This window comes from Acidovorax sp. GW835-FHT14G06, from assembly GCF_058793595.1.
Map to the genome: position 1 here is coordinate 342,895 of NZ_JBXAGA010000007.1, position 16,517 is coordinate 359,411.

Here is a 16,517-nt window from a genome sequence, read left to right on the forward strand (position 1 = left end):
GACTGCCGTGAAATCGAAGAACACAACAACAAAAAGAAGGAGGGACTATGACACGCATCGAAAACGTCCTGCTGCGCTGGGGCGGCAAGGTCATACTGCTGGCGATTGGCGTGTGGGTGGCGGCCATCCTCGGCATATTTGCAGGCGCCTGGCGCCTGCGCTGGCCCTGGGTCCTGTACTTTATTGCCACGGTCATCATCACTGCGCTGGTGATCCAGTGGACCAATGCAGTGCGCCAGCGCTACATCCGCGAGGCGCCCCTGCCCCGCTTTCTGCAGCGCAAACTGCGCGAAACCTACCCCCACCTGAGCACGCGCGACTGTGAGCTGGTCGAGCGGGGCCTGCGCCAGTTCTTCATGGCCTGCCTGCGCAGCAACCAGCAGTTTGTGGCCATGCCTTCCAAGGCGGTGGATGCCCTGTGGCACGAGTTCATCCTGCACACGCAGGCCTACAAACTTTGGTGCCAGAACGCCCTGGGTTTCTTCTTGCACCACACCCCCGCCGAGGCGCTGGGCCACAAGGCGCGCCACAACGATGGCCTGCGCCGCTGCTGGTACTGGGTGTGCAAGGAAGAGTCCATCGACCCCAAGGCGCCCAGCCGCCTGCCCCTGCTGTTTGCGCTGGACGCCAAGTTCGCGATTGCAGGAGGCTTCAGCTACGTGCCCGACTGCTCCGACATTGCCCGCAAAAGCGACGCGGGCGGCAGCGGCGGTGACAGCTACTGCGGCACCAGTTTTTCGGACGGCAGCTACAGCGGCAGCTCGGGCGATTTTGGCGGCGCCGAGAGTTCGGATGCAGGCAGTGACGGCGGCGGGGATGGCGGGGGAGACGGCGGCGGTTGTGGTGGTGGCGGGGACTGAGCGCCTGAACCACCGACCCCGTTGGCGACACAACGCCAGCCCCAATCACTCTCTTTTTGATAGCTACCCGAGCATGATGCACTAGCGCATGCAGCCAAAATTGCCTGAAATCAAGCCCAGTCACCCAGGCGACGACCGGGCCTGCGCACACCGGTCTACAGTGGCACCCCATGAACACCCTCACCTGCTTTTCCCTCAGCATCACTGACCATGTGGCCCATCTGGTTCTGAACAAACCCGAGGCCATGAATACCATGCACCCCACCTTCTGGCGCGAGCTGGACGCGGTGCTGGCACAGCTGCACCAGGCGGGCGCGGCGCGGGCGCTGGTCATCAGCAGCACCGGCAAACATTTCAGCGCGGGCATGGCGCTGGAAACCTTTGGCGGCGCCATCACGATGGACGACCAGAGCCCCGAGGGCCGTGCCGCCATCTTTGACCTGCTGACGGACATGCAGGCCACCTTCACCCGCATCGACAACCTGCGCATCCCCGTCATCATGGCCATCCACGGCGGCTGCATCGGCGGAGCGGTGGACATGGTCACCGCAGGCTGCATTCGCTATGCCACGGCCGACGCGTTCTTCTGCATCCAGGAGATCAACATCGGCATGGTGGCCGACGTGGGCACGCTGCAACGCCTGCCCAAGCTCATCCCTCTCGGCGTGGTGAAAGAACTGGCCTACACCGGCCGCCGCTTGAGCGCCGCCAAGGCCCTGGGCTACGGCCTGGTCAACGAGGTCTTCGACACCCAGGAAGCCATGCTGGCCGCCGCGCTGCAGTGCGCCAAGGAGATCGCGTCCAAGCCCCCGGTGGCCATTTGGGGCACCAAGCAGGCGGTGAACTACGCGCGCGACCACAGCGTGGAAGACAGCCTGCGCCAGATGGGCTGGCTGCAAGGCGCCATCTGGAGCAACCAGCATGTGCGCGAATCGGTCATAGCCATGAAGCAAAAACGCGTGGGCGAGTTCCCGGCACTCACGCCGTTGCAGCGGTTCAGCGAGCTGGGCTGACCGCCACCGGGCCGCGCCATGCGGCCCGTGGTATTGGGCTCACAGGCATGTGCCACATCAAAATGTATAGCTGCCCAGGCATACAGCACTAGCGCTTGCAAGCCCTTTTGCTTGAAATGGTGAGGCAAAGGGCTATCATCAGGCTTCAAGGGCTGGGCCAGGTATGGCCGTCTTCCAGCCCTGTCCACAAGGATGCCGCCACCATGACGCTGCCCAGCCTGACCCCACCCACCTACGACGATGTGGCCGCTGCCGCGCACCGGCTCAAGGGCATGGCGCACCGCACACCCGTGCTGCGCTCCAGCACCGCCGACGAGCGGCTGGGCGCGCAGCTGTTCTTCAAGTGCGAGAACCTGCAGCGCACCGGCGCCTTCAAGTTCCGGGGTGCGTTCAACACCCTGGCCCAGTTCACCGACGAGCAGCGCGAGCGCGGCGTGCTCGCCTTCTCTGCTGGCAACCACGCCCAGGCGATTGCGCTGTCAGCCCGGCTGCTGGACATGCCCGCCGCCATCGTCATGCCCGAGGACGCCCCAGCCTCCAAGATGGCCGCCACGCGCGACTACGGCGCCCAGGTCGTCACCTACAACCGCTACACCGAAGACCGCGAGGCCATCAGCCGCCGCCTGGCGCTGGAGCGCGGCATGACGCTGGTACCCCCGTTCGACCACCCCCATGTCATCGCTGGCCAGGGCACGGCCGCCAAAGAGCTTTTTGAAGAAGTGCCCGACCTGGACTACCTCTTCGTCTGCGTGGGCGGCGGTGGCCTGCTGGCCGGCAGCCTGCTCGCAGCCGAGGCCCTGGCGCCGCAATGCCGGGTGGTGGGCGTAGAGCCTGCGGCGGGCAACGACGGCCAGCAGTCGTTCAAAGCTGGACACGTGGTGCAGATCCCCACGCCCCACACCATTGCCGACGGCGCACAGACCCAGGCCCTGGGCCAGCTCACCTTCCCCATCATCCAGCACCTGGCCGACGACATGGTCACCGCTACCGACGAGCAACTGGTGGAGTCCCTGCGCTTTTTTGCCGAGCGCATGAAGATCGTGGTCGAACCCACGGGCGCCCTCGCGTTCGCCGGGGCCCAGCACGGCAACGTGGACATCCATGGCGCGCGTGTCGGCATCCTCATCAGTGGCGGCAACGTCGATTTGTCGCGCCTGGCACGGTTTCTGGCAGACTAGCCCCCACTTTTTTACCCACTGTGTGGCAGAGCGTGCCTGTGCACCGGCACTGAGGCCTCTGCCCTTCTCCTTTCAGGTTCCCCATGAGCAACGTCACCGTCATCACCCACCCCCTCGTCCAGCACAAGCTCACGCTGATGCGCAAGAAGGACGCCAGCACCAACAGCTTTCGCCGCCTGCTCGGAGAACTCTCCACGCTGATGGCGTACGAAGTGACCCGCGACATGCCGCTGCAGGATGTCCAGATCGAAACCCCGCTGGAGACCATGACCGGCAAGATGATCGACGGCAAGAAACTGGTGCTGGTGTCCATCCTGCGTGCGGGCAACGGGTTTCTGGACGGCATGCTCAACGTGGTGCCCGGCGCGCGCGTGGGCCACATCGGCCTGTACCGCGACCCGGCCACGCTACAGCCGGTGGAGTACTACTTCAAGATGCCGTCCGAAATGGACGAGCGCGACATCATCGTGGTGGACCCGATGCTGGCCACCGGCAACTCCGCGGCCGCCTGTGTGGACCGCCTGAAAAAGCTCAACCCCCGCTCCATCAAGTTCGTCTGCCTGCTGGCTGCGCCCGAAGGTGTGGCCACGCTGCAAAAGGCGCATCCCGATGTGCCGATCTTCACCGCCGCCATCGATCGCGAGCTGAACGACCACGGCTATATCCTGCCGGGCCTGGGCGATGCGGGTGACCGTATCTTTGGCACCAAATAAGCGCACAGCCGCCTGGTCATGCACCAGCCACCGCAGGAGGGCCTTTGTGCCCGGCGGTGGCTTTTTTCATGGCTGCGCTCCCACGTCCGCAAATTTTTACCACTTGGTGGCTTTCCTCTGGCAGACTTGCCAGCGGTTTGCCGCAGTCCGGGGGGCCTACTGGCGCGCTCCTTGCTAGGACAAAGGCACCTCCAACCCTTTGTTCGCTTGTCTGAAGGACCCCCACCATGACCACTCGCCGCATCTTCACCGGACGCCTGCTCTGCACCTCCATGGCCCTCTCGGCCGCCATGGCGATGGCGCCCTCTTTGGCCTTCGCGCAGTCCAAGATCAAGGTCGCGGCGATCTACACGGTGCCTTTTGAACAGCAATGGGTCAGCCGCATCCACAAGGCGCTGAAGGCCGCCGAGGCACGTGGCGAAATCGAATACAAGGCCAGCGAAAACGTGAGCAACGCCGACTACGAGCGCGTGATGCGCGAGTACGCCACCGGCGGCAACCAGCTCATCGTGGGCGAGGCCTTTGCGGTAGAAGCCGCCGCCCGCAAGGTGGCCAAGGACTTCCCCAAGACTTCGTTCCTGCTCGGCTCCTCCGGCAAGCCGCAGGCGCCCAATTTCAGCGTGTTCGACAACTACATCCAGGAGCCCGCGTACCTCAGCGGCATGGTGGCTGGCGGCATGACCAAGACCAACAAGATCGGCATGGTGGGCGGCTTCCCCATCCCCGAGGTCAACCGCCTGATGCATGCCTTCATGGCAGGCGCCAAAGAAACCAATCCCAAGGTCGAGTTCACCATCACCTTCATCAACAGCTGGTTTGACCCACCCAAGGCAAAGGAAGCCACCTTCGCCATGATCGACAAGGGCGCCGACGTGCTCTACGCCGAGCGCTTTGGCGTGAGCGACGCGGCCAAGGAAAAAGGCAAGCTCGCCATCGGCAACGTGATCAACACACAAGAGCAGTACCCCGACACCGTGGTCGCATCGGCCCTGTGGCACATGGAGCCCAGCATTGAGCGTGCGCTGAAGTTGGTGAAAGAAGGCAAATTCACACCCGAGGACTACGGCCCGTATTCCATGATGAAACACAAGGGCTCGGAACTGGCCCCACTGGGCACGTTCGAGAAGAAAGTGCCTGCCGACATCGTCGCCAAGGTCAAAGCCAAGGAGGCCGACATCCTGGCCGGCAAGTTCACCGTGAAGGTGGACGACAGCCAGCCCAAGTCCACGGCCAAGTAAGCACCGGATGCAGCGGGCGCCGTGCCCGCGTCCTCAACTTCTGTGCACAGGCCACCCCAGCAAAGCGGTGGCCTGTTTGTTTTGATGTTCACCGCTATTGGCTCACCCACCATGTTTTCGCACCACACCACCAAGCCGACTCTGACAACCCGGTGCACCCGCCTGCTGGGCGCCCTGGCCCTGGCCGCCGTGGTCGCGGGCTGTGCCGCCACCTCGCCTGGCAAAACAGCCGTGCGGCTGGACGATACACCCCGCATCGCCGTCATCTCCGCCTTTGCGCCCGAGCTGAACGTGCTGCTGCCCCAGGTGCAGCAGCCCGCCAAACACAGCATCAACGGCGTGGAGTTCACCACCGGCACGCTCGAAGGCAAGCCTGTGGTGGTGTTCCTCTCCGGCATCAGCATGACCAACGCGGCCATGAACACGCAGCTGGTGCTGGACCGCTTCCACGTGAGCCACGTGGTGTTCAGCGGCATCGCGGGCGGTGTCAACCCCAGCCTGCACATTGGCGACGTCACAGTGCCCGCGCAGTGGGGCCAGTACATGGAATGGCTGATGGCGCGTGAAGACCGACCCGGCCAGTACAGCGCCCCCGCGTGGATGAAAAGCGAGCTGACAATGCCCGCCTTTGGCATGATGCACCCGCGCCCGGTGGAGGTGCGATCGGCTGCCAACCCCCAGCTCAGCAAGAAGTTCTGGTTCGAGGCTGACCCCAAGATGCTGGCCACCGCCCTCAGCCTGCAGAACGTGGGCCTGGAGCACTGCCTGGCCGCCACCTGCCTGAAGCAGCGCCCGCAGCTGGTGGTAGGCGGCAACGGCGTATCGGGCCAGGCCTTTGTGGACAACAAGGCCTTCCGCGAATACGCCTTCAAGACCTTCGAGGCCAACGTGCTCGACATGGAAACCGCCGCCACCGCCATGGTCGCCCACAGCAACGGCGTGCCCTACATCGCCTTCCGGTCGCTGAGCGATCTCGCCGGTGGTGGTGATGGCGAGAACGAAATGGGCACTTTCATGGGCCTGGCTGCCGCCAACTCGGCCAAGGTGTTGCGGGCGTTTCTGGCGGCGTGGAAGTAGATGGCCTCCACCAACGCCCCCGTCCTGAAACTGTCGGGCATCACCAAGCGTTTTGGAAAGCTCGTCGCCAACCACAGCATCAGTCTGACCTTGGCGCGCGGCGAGGTGCTGGCCCTGCTGGGCGAAAACGGCGCGGGCAAGTCCACGCTGATGTCCATACTCTTCGGGCACTACATGGCCGACGAAGGCAGCGTCGAAGTCTTCGGCCAGCCCCTGCCGCCCGGCCAGCCGCGTGCGGCGCTGGCGGCGGGCATTGGCATGGTGCATCAGCACTTCACGCTGGCCGACAACCTCACGGTGCTGGACAACGTGCTGCTGGGCACCGAGCCGCTGTGGCAACCGTTATCACGCCGCAGCGAGGCGCGTGCCAAGCTGCTGGCGGTGTCACAGCAGTTTGGCCTGCCCGTCAACCCCGATGCCCGCGTGGGCAGCCTCTCAGTGGGTGAACGCCAGCGCGTCGAAATCCTGAAGGCACTCTACCGGGGCGCCCGCATCCTCATCCTGGACGAACCCACCGCCGTGCTCACCCCGCAAGAGAGCGAGGCGCTGTTCGACACCCTGGCGCAGATGGTGGCGCAGGGCCTGTCCATCATCTTCATCAGCCACAAACTGGGCGAGGTGCTGCGCGTCTCACACCGCGTAGCCGTGCTGCGCCAAGGCAAGCTGGTGGCCGAGGCGCCTGCACAGGGCACCACGCAAGGGCAGCTGGCGCAGTGGATGGTGGGCCATGCGATTGAGGCCGCTGAGCGCCGCCCCGCGCAGAACGTGGGCGAGCCCATCTGCACCCTGACCAATGTCAGCACCGCTCTCGCAGGGCGCGACCGATTGAATGATGTGTCTCTCACCTTGCGCGCAGGCGAGATCGTGGCGATTGCAGGTGTGAGCGGCAACGGCCAAGTGGCACTGGCCGATGTGTTGTGCGGCGTGCGCAGCGCCTCCTCCGGCCAGGTCACCCTCCGCGGCGCCCCTCTGCAAGCACGGCCCGCGTGGCTGGTCGGCCAGGGCGTGGCCCGCATCCCCGAAGACCGCCACGCCGTGGGCGTGGTGGGTGACCTGCCCGTGTGGGAGAACGCTGTGGCCGAACGCCTGCGCGGGCCCTGGTTTGCGCACCCGTGGTTCCGCGCCTTCTGGGTCAAACGCCGCGCCGCGCGCCAGCACGCGCAGCGCGTGGCCGAGACCTTTGATGTGCGCGGCGGCGGTGCCGACGCGCCTGCGCGGTCGCTGTCGGGCGGCAACATGCAAAAGCTCATCCTGGGCCGGGCGCTGATGCCGCCGAAGGACGCAGCAGGCTACACCGCGCCTGCGCCCCAGCTCATCGTGGCCCACCAGCCTACTTGGGGGCTGGATATTGGTGCGGTGATGTTTGTGCAGCAGCAGCTCATTGCCGCGCGGGATGCAGGTGCCGCAGTGCTGCTCATTTCTGACGACCTGGACGAGGTCCTGGCGCTGGGTGACCGCGTGGCCGTGATGCACGACGGACAACTGAGCGAGGCGCGACGCGCTGAAGACTGGACACGCGAAGCCATCGGCCTGGCCATGGCGGGCGCTGCCCATTGAGCGACAACAACAAGAACAACCCAGCATGAGACTTGAAAAACGCAACCACACCTCCCCAGCCGCCTACGTGCTGGCGCCGGTGGGCGCCGTGGTGTTCACACTGATCGTCAGCGCCCTGCTGGTGCTGTGGGCCGGGGCGCCCGTGGGCCAGACCTATGCGCTGCTGCTGCAAGGCGCGTTCGGCTCGGTGTTTGCGCTGACCGAAACCCTCACCCGCGCCACGCCACTGATCCTGACCGGGCTGGCAGCGGCCGTGGCCTTCCGCGCGCGGCTGTTCAACATCGGGGCCGAGGGACAGCTCTACGCCGGGGCGCTGGCCGCCGTGGCCGTGGGCGGCATGCACGGGGGCACGGGGCTGGAGTGGTCGCCCTATGTGCTCTTTCCGCTGATGATGCTGGCGGCCGCGCTGGCGGGCGCAGCGCTGCTGCTGGGCCCGGCGCTGATGAAGGCGCGGCTGGGCGTGGATGAGGTGGTCACCACACTGCTGCTCAACTTCATCATGCTGCTGCTGGTGTCGGCCCTGCTCGATGGGCCGATGAAAGACCCGCTCTCCATGGGCTGGCCGCAGAGCGTGGCACTGCAGGGTGATCTGGAACTGTCCAAGCTGGTGCCGCAGACGCGGCTGCACACGGGCCTGCTGTGGGCCGTGTCGCTGGCGGTGATGCTGTGGGCGCTGCTGGCGCGCACGGTGCCGGGCTTTGACATTCGCGCTGCGGGGGCCAATGCACGGGCTGCTGCGTTTGCGGGCGTGCCCATCACCCGCACGGTGGTGCTGGTGGCCCTGCTTTCGGGCGGGCTGGCGGGGTTGGCGGGCGCCATCGAAGTGGCGGGCCGCACCAGTTATGTGACGCTCGACATGTCGCCCGGCTACGGCTACAGCGGCATCGTGATCGCCATGCTGGCGGGGCTGCACCCGCTGGGCGTGATTGCGGCGGGCACCTTTGTGGCGGGCGTGCTGGTGGGTGCCGACAGCATGAGCCGTGCGGTGGGCGTGCCGACCTACATTGCGGATGTGATCGTGGCAACCTCGCTGATCGCGGTGCTGGTCGCCGGGCTTCTCACGCACTACCGTGTGCGGCGGAAATGAGGGCACCATGAACAAGCACGCGCACCAGAATTTCATGCCAAATTGGCCTCTAGCGCTTATCCATCAAGCGCTAGCAGCTATCAAAATCAAAGTAACCAGCACTGAGGCGAGCACATGACAGAACTGCTCGACATCCTCGCCAACCCCGCGTTCTGGATCGCCACCCTGCGCGTGGCCACGCCGCTCATCCTGGGCACGCTGGGGGTTTTGCTGTGCGAGCGCGCAGGCGTGCTCAACCTGGGCATTGAAGGGATCATGGTCGCAGGCGCTTTCACCGGCTGGCTTGCCGTGTACGCGGGCCATGGGCTGTGGACCGGGGTGCTGGTGGCTGCGCTCACGGGGGCGGTGTTTGGCTTGCTGCATGCCTGGCTCACCGTAGGGTTGGCGCTGTCTCAGCATGTGTCGGGCCTGGGCATCACGCTGCTGGCCACAGCGCTCAGCTACTACGGCTACCGGGTGAGCTTTCCCAAGGTCAACACGCCACCCACCATCGAGCCCTTTGCACCGATGGAGTGGCTGGGCATTCCTATCCTGTCGGCTCAAACCCCACTCACGCTGCTGGCCCTGCTGCTGGTGCCACTGCTGGCCTGGGTGCTGCTGCGCACGCCACTGGGCCTGGCGGTGCGCATGGTGGGCGAGAACCCGCAGGCGGCCGAGGGCCAGGGCATCTCGGTGGCGGCCACGCGCACCGGCGCCATCGTGGCGGGGTCGGCGCTGATGGGGGTGGCGGGGTCGTTCCTCACGCTGTCGGCGTTCAACGCGTTTTTCTTCAACATGATCAACGGCCGGGGCTGGATCTGCGTGGCGCTGGTGGTGTTTGCCTCGTGGCGGCCCGGCAAGGCGCTGCTGGGTGCGCTGCTGTTTGCGTTTTTTGATGCGCTGCAGTTGCGGCTGCAACAGGCGGGCGATGCGTGGCTGCCATACCAAGTGTATTTGATGCTGCCGTACCTGCTGTCCATCCTGGCGCTGGTGCTGGTGGCACGCAAGGCGGCGTATCCGCAGGCGCTGATGAAGCCCTACCGCAAGGGGGAGCGGTGATCGGACCACACCGCAAACTCGTTGCCGCTGGGCTCTGTGAAATGAAAGCGCCGTCCTCCCGGAAAGTCGAATACCGGCTTGACCACATGGCCACCCGCCGCCTCCACCTTGGCCAATGTGGCTTCGAGGTCTGCGCTGTAGAACACCAGCAAGGCGCCGCCAGTGGCTGGGGAGGAACACAGGCTGGCTTGGAAAAAGCCGCCGTCCAGCCCCTGGCCCGAGAAGGCCGTGTACTCCGGGCCGTAGTCCACAAAGGCCCACGCAAAGGCCTTTTCAAAGAACGACTTGGTGGCGGGCAAATCGCGCGCCGCAAATTCGACGTAGTTCAGCTTTTCATGTGCGTTCATCGGATGACCCTTTTTTCTTGAAACCCCGCAGTGTGCCAGCGCGTCCCGACGAATATCTACACTCCCCCACCATGCTCGACCTGCTCATCACCCACGCCACCCTGCCCGACGGGCGCCAGAACATGTCGATCGCCGTGCAAGGCGGCCGCATCACCGAAGTGACCGAGGGCCTGCAAGCCCCCGCGCATGAGACGGTGGATGCCGGTGGCCTGCTGGTCAGCCCGCCGTTTGTGGACGCGCATTTCCACATGGACTCGACCCTGAGCTACGGCCAGCCGCGCGTGAACGAGAGCGGCACGCTGCTCGAAGGCATTGCGCTGTGGAGCGAGCTCAAGCCCACGCTGACCCATGACGCCATCGTGCAGCGCGCGCTGCAGTACTGCGACATGGCCGTGGCGCGCGGGCTGCTGGCCATTCGCAGCCATGTGGACACCAGCCACCCCAGCCTGCTGCCGGTGCAGGCGCTGCTGGATGTGAAACAGCGCGTGGCGCCCTACCTGGATTTGCAGCTGGTGGCCTTCCCCCAAGACGGCGTGCTGCGTGCGCCGGGTGGGCTCGACAACCTGAAACGCGCGCTGGACATGGGTGTGGACGTGGTGGGCGGCATTCCGCACTTCGAGCGCACCATGGCCCAAGGGGCCGAGAGCGTGAAGATCCTTTGCGAACTGGCGGCCGAACGGGGCAAACGCGTGGACATGCACTGCGACGAATCCGACGACCCGCACTCGCGCCACGTGGAAACCTTGGCGTACGAAACCCAGCGCCTGGGCCTGCAGGGCCGCGTGACGGGCTCGCACCTCACCTCCATGCACAGCATGGACAACTACTACGTGAGCAAGCTGATGGCGCTGATGGCCGAGGCCGACCTGGGCGTGGTGGCCAACCCGCTCATCAACATCACGCTGCAAGGCCGCCACGACACCTACCCCAAGCGCCGGGGCATGACCCGCGTGCCCGAGCTGATGGCTGCGGGCCTCACCGTCGCGTTCGGCCATGACTGCGTGCTGGACCCCTGGTACAGCGGCGGCAGCGCCGACATGCTGGAGGCCGCGCACATGGGCCTGCATGTGGGCCAGATGACCAGCCAGGCGGCGATGCGGCAGTGTTTTGATGCGGTGACGGAGAACGCTGCGCGCCTGCTGGGGCTGGAGGGTTACGGCATCGCCCCCGGCTGCCATGCCGACTTGGTGCTGCTGCACGCACGCAACCCGGTGGAAGCGATCCGCCTGCGCGCAACGCGCCTGGGTGTGTGGCGGCGCGGCCAACGGGTGGCCAGCAGCCCAGCGCCCGTGGCGCAGCTGAACCTGCCTGGGCGGCCCGGCAGCGTGGATTTTGCGTCCAACTAGCCTCAAGCGCTAATGGATCATGCCTTGACAGCTATATATTCGATAGCATATACAGTCTCCCCGACATTCAGGCCATGCGCGCAATCGTCTTGCGAAACCGCGCCAGCGCCAGGCTGAAAAGCACCGCCCCAATCCCCAGGAGCCACACCAGCGACGGCCACACCACCGCCCAGCCCGCGCCCCGGTAGAGGATGGCCTGGGCCAGTTCGGTGAAGTGCGTGGTGGGCGCAAGCGCCATGCCGTACTGCACCCACAGCGGCATGCTCTCGCGCGGGGTGACGCCGCCCGACAGCATCTGCAGCGGCATCATCACCAGCACCATCAGCAAGCCAAACTGCGGCATGCTGCGCGCCACCGTGGCCATGAAAATGCCCATGGACGTGGTGGCAAACAGGTGCAGCGTGGCGCCCAGAAGGAACAGCGGCACCGAGCCCTCGATGGGCACGCCAATCGCCCAGCGGATCACCGCCGTAAGCGACACCCAGGTAGCGACCAGCACCACCAGCGCCATGGCCCAGACCTTGGCCAGCATGATCTCGCCCGGAGTGACGGGCATCACCAGCAGGTGCTCCACCGTGCCGTGCTCGCGCTCGCGGATCAGCGCAGCGCCGGTGAGGATGATGGAGAGCATGGTCACGATGTTGATCAGCTCCATGAGCGAGCCGAACCACGCAGGGTTGAGCGCCGGGTTGAAGCGCGCGCGCACCGTCAGCTCGATGGGCTGCTCGGCCACGGTGCGGTCGCGCTGCACAAACTCCGCCACCTCCAGCTGCACGATCTGCTGCACCGCCCCATTGGCCGCAAACGCCTGCCCCATGCGCGTGGCGTCGATGTTGAGCTGCACCTGCGGCACCCGGCCCGCCAGCACGTCGCGCTGGAAGTGCGCTGGGATGTGCAGCACTAGCGTGAAGCGGCCAGCGTCCAGCCCCGGGTCCACCTCGCGCATGCTGATCCTGGCGGGGCGTGTGAACTGGGGCGCATAGAACGCGGTGGCGATGCGCTGGGACAAGGCCGAATCGTCCTCGTCCACGATGGCAATCGGCACGTGGTACAGCGTCTCGGGCTGCGCCATGCCGGCCGAGTACACCGCCAGCGTGGTGGTGTAGACGATGAGGAACAGCATGGCCGGGTCGCGCCACAGGCTCCACAGCTCCTTGATGCCCAAGCGAAAAATATTGGACCAGCGGCCACGCAGAGCCATATCAGGTCTCCTGCTTTCGTAACAGCAAGATCGCCGCGCCGATGATGACCGGCACCGCCACCAGCATGGGCCAGAACTCGGCCTGCAAATCCTGCAGGCCCAGCGCCTTGTTGAACACGCCCCGGCTGATGGTGAACATGTGGCTGGCCGGGTAGGCCTCTCCGAACCAGCGCGCAAAGCCCGTCATGGACGACACGGGGTTGATGAGCCCTGCAAACTGCACGGCGGGAATGATGGTGCCCACCATGGCAAAGAACATCGCCGCAATCTGGCTGCGCGTGACGGTGGAGGCCAGCAGCCCCATGCCCGTGGAACACAGGCTGAACAGCACAGCGGCCAATGTCAACGTGGCAAAACTTCCCGTCATCGGCACGCCAAACACCGTCACCGCCGCCAGGCACATCAGGCCAAAGTTGAACAGCGCCAGCAGCACATAGGGCAGCTGCTTGCCCAGCATGAATTCGGTGCGCGTGGTGGGCGTGACATACAGGTTGATGATGGAGCCCAGCTCTTTCTCGCGCACCACCGCCAGGGCCGTGAGCATGGCGGGCAGCATGAGCAACAGCAGCGGAATCACGGCGGGCACCATGGACGGCAGGCTGCGCACGTCGGGGTTGTAGCGGTAGCGTGGCTCCACCTCCAGCAGGCCTCGGGGCACCACGCCAGTGTGGCTGCGGCTTTGCTCCACCAGCCACTGCTGGTGCAGGCCCTGGGCGTAGCCGATGACGGTTTCGGCGCGCTGCGGCATGGCGCCGTCCACCCACGCGCCGATCTGCACCGGCTGGCCGCGCGCCACATCGCGTGCAAAGCCGGGCGGGATCTCCAGCGCCAGCGATATCTCGGCGGAGCGCATTCGCGCGTCCAGCTCGGCGTAGGTGGCAATCGGCGGCTGCTCCGTGAAGTAGCGCGAGCCCGCCAGGTTCAGCGTGTAGGCACGGCTCAGCGCGGTCTGGTCGCGGTCCAGCACGGCAAAGCGCAGGTTCTCCACGTCCATGCTGATGCCGTAACCCATCACGAACATCAAAATCAGCGAGCCCAGGAGTGCCATGGCGCCACGCACCGGGTCGCGGCGCAGCTCCAGCGCTTCGCGCCACTGGGTGCTGTGGATGCGGGCCAGGCTGTGGCGCAGGCGGGTGGGCCAGGCGGGGGCGTTGGGAGTGGGCGCCGGGGATAGCGCAGTGGGGGTCGAAGCCGCCACGGACACAGGAGCCGGGGCCGTGCCCGCAGCATCTTCCAGATAGCCGATGAAGGCTTCTTCCAGCGTGGCGGCGCCGCGCTTGGCCACGATGTCCTGCGGCGCAGCGCTTTCCAACACGCGCCCTGCGTGCATCAGCGAGATGCGGTCGCAGCGCTCGGCCTCGTTCATGAAGTGGGTGGAGATGAAGATGGTGACCTTGTCGCGCCGTGCCAGCTCCACCATCAGGCGCCAGAAGTTGTCGCGTGCCATGGGGTCCACGCCCGAGGTGGGCTCATCCAGGATCAGTAGCTCGGGCTGGTGCACCATGGCCACGGCCAGCGACAGGCGCTGGCGCATGCCCAGCGGCAGCTTCATGGGCAGTGCGCTGCGGGCGGCCTGCAGGTCAAACCGCTCCAGCATGGCCGTCACGCGCGCGGGCACCTCGGCCTCGGGCACGTGGAACAGCCGGGCGTGCAGCACCAGGTTCTGCTCCACCGACAGCTCGCTGTACAGCGAAAACGCCTGCGACATGTAGCCCACCCGCCGCCTCGTGGCCATGTCCTTGGGGTCCACCGGCTGGCCAAACAGCCAGGCCTGCCCGTCGCTGGCGGGCAGCAGGCCGGTGAGCATCTTCATGGTGGTGGACTTGCCGCAGCCATTGCTGCCCAGGAAACCAAAAATCTCGCCCCGCTGGATGCGAAAGCTCACATGGTCCACCGCCACAAAATCGCCAAAGCGCATGGTGAGGTCGCGCGCCTCGATGGCGACATTGGTGAGGTCGTCTGCCTGCGACCGGTCCAGCGGCGGAATCTGCACCGCCTGGTGACCCCGGCGCTTGGCCTCGGGCAGCAAGGCCACAAAGGCCTGCTCCAGCGAATCATGGCCGGTGCGGGCCATCAGCTCGGCAGGCGTGCCGGTGGCCAGGATGCAGCCTTCGTCCATGGCCACCAGCCATTCAAAACGCTGGGCCTCTTCCATGTAGGCCGTGGCCACGATGACGCTCATGCCCGGCCGGGCGGCGCGGATGCGGCCGATCAGGTCCCAGAACTGCGCGCGCGCCAACGGGTCCACGCCGGTGGTGGGCTCGTCCAGAATGAGCAGGTCCGGGTCGTGGATGAGCGCGCAGCACAGGGCCAGCTTCTGCTTCATTCCGCCCGAAAGCTTGCCCGCAGGCCGCGCGAGAAACGGGTACAGCCCCGTGCTGCGCGTGAGTTCGTCAATGCGGCGGCGCCGCTCGGCCGCGTCGTGCCCGAACAGGCGGCCAAAGAACTGCAGGTTCTCTTCCACCGACAGCGTGGGGTACAGGTTCTTGCCCAGCCCTTGAGGCATGTAGGCGATGCGGGGGCACACGCGGCTGCGGTGGCGGCTTTTGGCCATGTTGCCACCCAGCACCTCCACCGTGCCCTGCCGTACCGCCCGCGCGCCCGCCACCAGGGCCAGCAGGCTGGACTTGCCCACGCCGTCCGGCCCGATCAGGCCCACCATGCGGCCTGCGGCCACGTCCAAATCAATGTCTGCGAGCGCCACCGTGCGCCCGTAGCGCTGTCCCACGCCACGCAGGCGGGCCACGGGTGCCAAACTGTCAGAGGGGTTCACTGACCGGCCTTGACGGCGAGTTCTGCAGGCCACTCCACGGCGGGGTCCACCCGCAGCCAGGCCACGCCAGGCAGGCCGGTCTTGACCTGCTCCTGGTGGCGCTGCAGCAGAGCCTTGTCGATCTGCGCGCGCACGCGGAACATGAGCTTTTGGCGCTCGCTCGCGGTCTCCACCGTCTTGGGGGTGAACTGCGCGGTGCTGGCCACAAACGACACGGTGGCCGGGATCACAAAGCCCGGTGCGGCATCGAGCACGATGCGCACCTCGCTGCCCAGCGCCACCCGGCCCGCCACAGTCTCGGGCAAAAAGAAGGTCATGTACACATCGCTCAGGTCCACCAGTTGCAGCACCCGCGCGCCCGCGCCCACCACCTCGCCGGGCTGCACCACGCGGAACTGCACGCGGGCGTCGCGCGGGGCCTTGAGCTCGCTGTCGGCCAGCTCCACATCAATGCGGGCCAGCGTGGCCTGAAGCGCGCGCACATTGGCCTCGGCACTGGTCACCTGCGTGCGCGATGCGCCAATGCCCGCCTGTGCGGCCTTGGCCTGGGCTTTGGCAGCGGTCACGGCGGCCTGCTGGCTGCGCACCTTGGCGCGGTCGTCATCGAGCAACTGGCTGGAGAAAAAGCCTTCGCGCGCCAGCTGCTCAGAGCGCGGCAGGCGGCGGCGGGCGGTATCGAGATCGCTCTCGCGCTGTGCCACCACGGCCAGCGCAGCCTGGTAGTCGCTCTCACGCTGGGCCACTTGCACCTGTGCGCTGCTGATGGCCAGCTGAGCCTGCTGCAGCCGGGCCACGGCCTCTTCGCGCTGGGCCTGCAAGCTGTCGATCTGCATACGGGCCAGAGGTTGCCCGGCTTTCACGAAGTCGCCCTCGTCCACCAGCACGTCCACCACCCTGCCCGCCAGCTTGGTGGCCACAGCGATCTCGGTGGCCTCGATGCGGCCGTTGCCGCTCACAAAACCGGGGCCTGGCCCCTTGGGCTGCCAAGGCGCCCACCGCACTACCAGCACGGCTCCCAGCAACAACAGCACTGCTGCTACCGCGAAAATTCTCCACTTGCTGCCCATGGCTCTGATCCTCTTTGGTGTG

14 protein-coding genes are annotated in these 16,517 nt (G+C 66.2%); 10 read left to right on the plus strand and 4 right to left on the minus strand.

The genetic code is table 11. The annotated features are described in order from the left end of the window. Window positions 1–47 precede the first annotated feature (47 nt). From AC1Q64_RS14960 to AC1Q64_RS15000, 9 genes are all read left to right on the plus strand, one after another. On the plus strand, window positions 48–860 hold the full coding sequence (locus AC1Q64_RS14960) for a glycine-rich domain-containing protein (protein ID WP_492251883.1): 813 nt from the start codon (window positions 48–50) through the stop codon (window positions 858–860). Window positions 861–1,030: 170 nt separating this feature from the next. Beyond that, complete coding sequence (locus AC1Q64_RS14965) at window positions 1,031–1,873, plus strand: enoyl-CoA hydratase-related protein (protein ID WP_291435678.1); 843 nt, start codon at window positions 1,031–1,033, stop codon at window positions 1,871–1,873. 203 nt (window positions 1,874–2,076) lie between these two features. Then, complete coding sequence (locus tag AC1Q64_RS14970) at window positions 2,077–3,051, plus strand: threo-3-hydroxy-L-aspartate ammonia-lyase (protein WP_492251884.1); 975 nt, start codon at window positions 2,077–2,079, stop codon at window positions 3,049–3,051. A gap of 83 nt (window positions 3,052–3,134) precedes the next feature. Then, window positions 3,135–3,764 carry a uracil phosphoribosyltransferase gene (gene upp / locus AC1Q64_RS14975; RefSeq protein WP_056062295.1) on the plus strand — a complete coding sequence of 210 codons (630 nt, stop codon included), beginning with the start codon at window positions 3,135–3,137 and terminating at the stop codon, window positions 3,762–3,764. 227 nt (window positions 3,765–3,991) lie between these two features. Next, window positions 3,992–5,002: a BMP family protein gene (locus AC1Q64_RS14980; protein ID WP_444824695.1), complete on the plus strand. Its 1,011-nt coding sequence runs from the start codon at window positions 3,992–3,994 to the stop codon at window positions 5,000–5,002. A 111-nt stretch (window positions 5,003–5,113) separates the two neighbouring features. Beyond that, complete coding sequence (locus AC1Q64_RS14985) at window positions 5,114–6,079, plus strand: 5'-methylthioadenosine/S-adenosylhomocysteine nucleosidase (protein WP_492251885.1); 966 nt, start codon at window positions 5,114–5,116, stop codon at window positions 6,077–6,079. Further along, a complete protein-coding gene (locus tag AC1Q64_RS14990; protein ID WP_492251886.1) occupies window positions 6,080–7,636 on the plus strand; it encodes an ABC transporter ATP-binding protein in 1,557 nt (518 codons plus the stop codon). A gap of 25 nt (window positions 7,637–7,661) precedes the next feature. Next, the gene (locus AC1Q64_RS14995) at window positions 7,662–8,723 is read left to right on the plus strand and encodes an ABC transporter permease (protein ID WP_492251887.1); all 1,062 of its coding nucleotides are present in this window, start codon (window positions 7,662–7,664) and stop codon (window positions 8,721–8,723) included. A gap of 114 nt (window positions 8,724–8,837) precedes the next feature. After that, window positions 8,838–9,761, plus strand: a complete 924-nt coding sequence (locus tag AC1Q64_RS15000; protein WP_492251888.1) for an ABC transporter permease — start codon at window positions 8,838–8,840, stop codon at window positions 9,759–9,761. On the opposite strand, the gene AC1Q64_RS15005 is transcribed toward AC1Q64_RS15000, so the two are convergent. Continuing rightward, window positions 9,740–10,108, minus strand: a complete 369-nt coding sequence (locus tag AC1Q64_RS15005) for a VOC family protein (RefSeq protein WP_291435693.1) — start codon at window positions 10,106–10,108, stop codon at window positions 9,740–9,742. The two genes, AC1Q64_RS15000 and AC1Q64_RS15005, sit on opposite strands and share 22 nt — an antisense overlap. Before the next feature lie 71 nt (window positions 10,109–10,179). On the opposite strand from AC1Q64_RS15005, the gene AC1Q64_RS15010 reads away from it, so the two are divergent. Beyond that, window positions 10,180–11,454: an amidohydrolase family protein gene (locus AC1Q64_RS15010; RefSeq protein ID WP_492251889.1), complete on the plus strand. Its 1,275-nt coding sequence runs from the start codon at window positions 10,180–10,182 to the stop codon at window positions 11,452–11,454. A gap of 67 nt (window positions 11,455–11,521) precedes the next feature. On the opposite strand, the gene AC1Q64_RS15015 is transcribed toward AC1Q64_RS15010, so the two are convergent. From AC1Q64_RS15015 to AC1Q64_RS15025, 3 genes are read right to left on the minus strand one after another with little or no spacing between them, the layout of a single operon-like run. Continuing rightward, window positions 11,522–12,655 carry an ABC transporter permease gene (locus AC1Q64_RS15015; RefSeq protein ID WP_492251890.1) on the minus strand — a complete coding sequence of 378 codons (1,134 nt, stop codon included), beginning with the start codon at window positions 12,653–12,655 and terminating at the stop codon, window positions 11,522–11,524. A gap of 1 nt (window position 12,656) precedes the next feature. Next, entirely contained in the window at window positions 12,657–15,428 is a 2,772-nt protein-coding gene (rbbA, locus tag AC1Q64_RS15020) for a ribosome-associated ATPase/putative transporter RbbA (protein ID WP_492251891.1), read from the minus strand. Further along, window positions 15,425–16,495 (minus strand): HlyD family secretion protein, encoded by a 1,071-nt coding sequence (locus AC1Q64_RS15025; RefSeq protein WP_492251892.1) that lies wholly within the window; start codon window positions 16,493–16,495, stop codon window positions 15,425–15,427. Before AC1Q64_RS15025 ends, rbbA begins: the two co-directional genes overlap by 4 nt. Window positions 16,496–16,517: the final 22 nt, after the last annotated feature.

Excerpts from the sequence above, each read along its gene's own strand:
- AC1Q64_RS14960 (WP_492251883.1), top strand. The coding sequence starts at position 48 with ATGACACGCATCGAAAACGTCCTGCTGCGCTGGGGCGGCAAGGTCATA.
- AC1Q64_RS14965 (WP_291435678.1), top strand. The coding sequence starts at position 1,031 with ATGAACACCCTCACCTGCTTTTCCCTCAGCATCACTGACCATGTGGCC.
- AC1Q64_RS14970 (WP_492251884.1), top strand. The coding sequence starts at position 2,077 with ATGACGCTGCCCAGCCTGACCCCACCCACCTACGACGATGTGGCCGCT.
- upp (WP_056062295.1), top strand. The coding sequence starts at position 3,135 with ATGAGCAACGTCACCGTCATCACCCACCCCCTCGTCCAGCACAAGCTC.
- AC1Q64_RS14980 (WP_444824695.1), top strand. The coding sequence starts at position 3,992 with ATGACCACTCGCCGCATCTTCACCGGACGCCTGCTCTGCACCTCCATG.
- AC1Q64_RS14985 (WP_492251885.1), top strand. The coding sequence starts at position 5,114 with ATGTTTTCGCACCACACCACCAAGCCGACTCTGACAACCCGGTGCACC.
- AC1Q64_RS14990 (WP_492251886.1), top strand. The coding sequence starts at position 6,080 with ATGGCCTCCACCAACGCCCCCGTCCTGAAACTGTCGGGCATCACCAAG.
- AC1Q64_RS14995 (WP_492251887.1), top strand. The coding sequence starts at position 7,662 with ATGAGACTTGAAAAACGCAACCACACCTCCCCAGCCGCCTACGTGCTG.
- AC1Q64_RS15000 (WP_492251888.1), top strand. The coding sequence starts at position 8,838 with ATGACAGAACTGCTCGACATCCTCGCCAACCCCGCGTTCTGGATCGCC.
- AC1Q64_RS15005 (WP_291435693.1), bottom strand. The coding sequence starts at position 10,108 with ATGAACGCACATGAAAAGCTGAACTACGTCGAATTTGCGGCGCGCGAT.
- AC1Q64_RS15010 (WP_492251889.1), top strand. The coding sequence starts at position 10,180 with ATGCTCGACCTGCTCATCACCCACGCCACCCTGCCCGACGGGCGCCAG.
- AC1Q64_RS15015 (WP_492251890.1), bottom strand. The coding sequence starts at position 12,655 with ATGGCTCTGCGTGGCCGCTGGTCCAATATTTTTCGCTTGGGCATCAAG.
- AC1Q64_RS15025 (WP_492251892.1), bottom strand. The coding sequence starts at position 16,495 with ATGGGCAGCAAGTGGAGAATTTTCGCGGTAGCAGCAGTGCTGTTGTTG.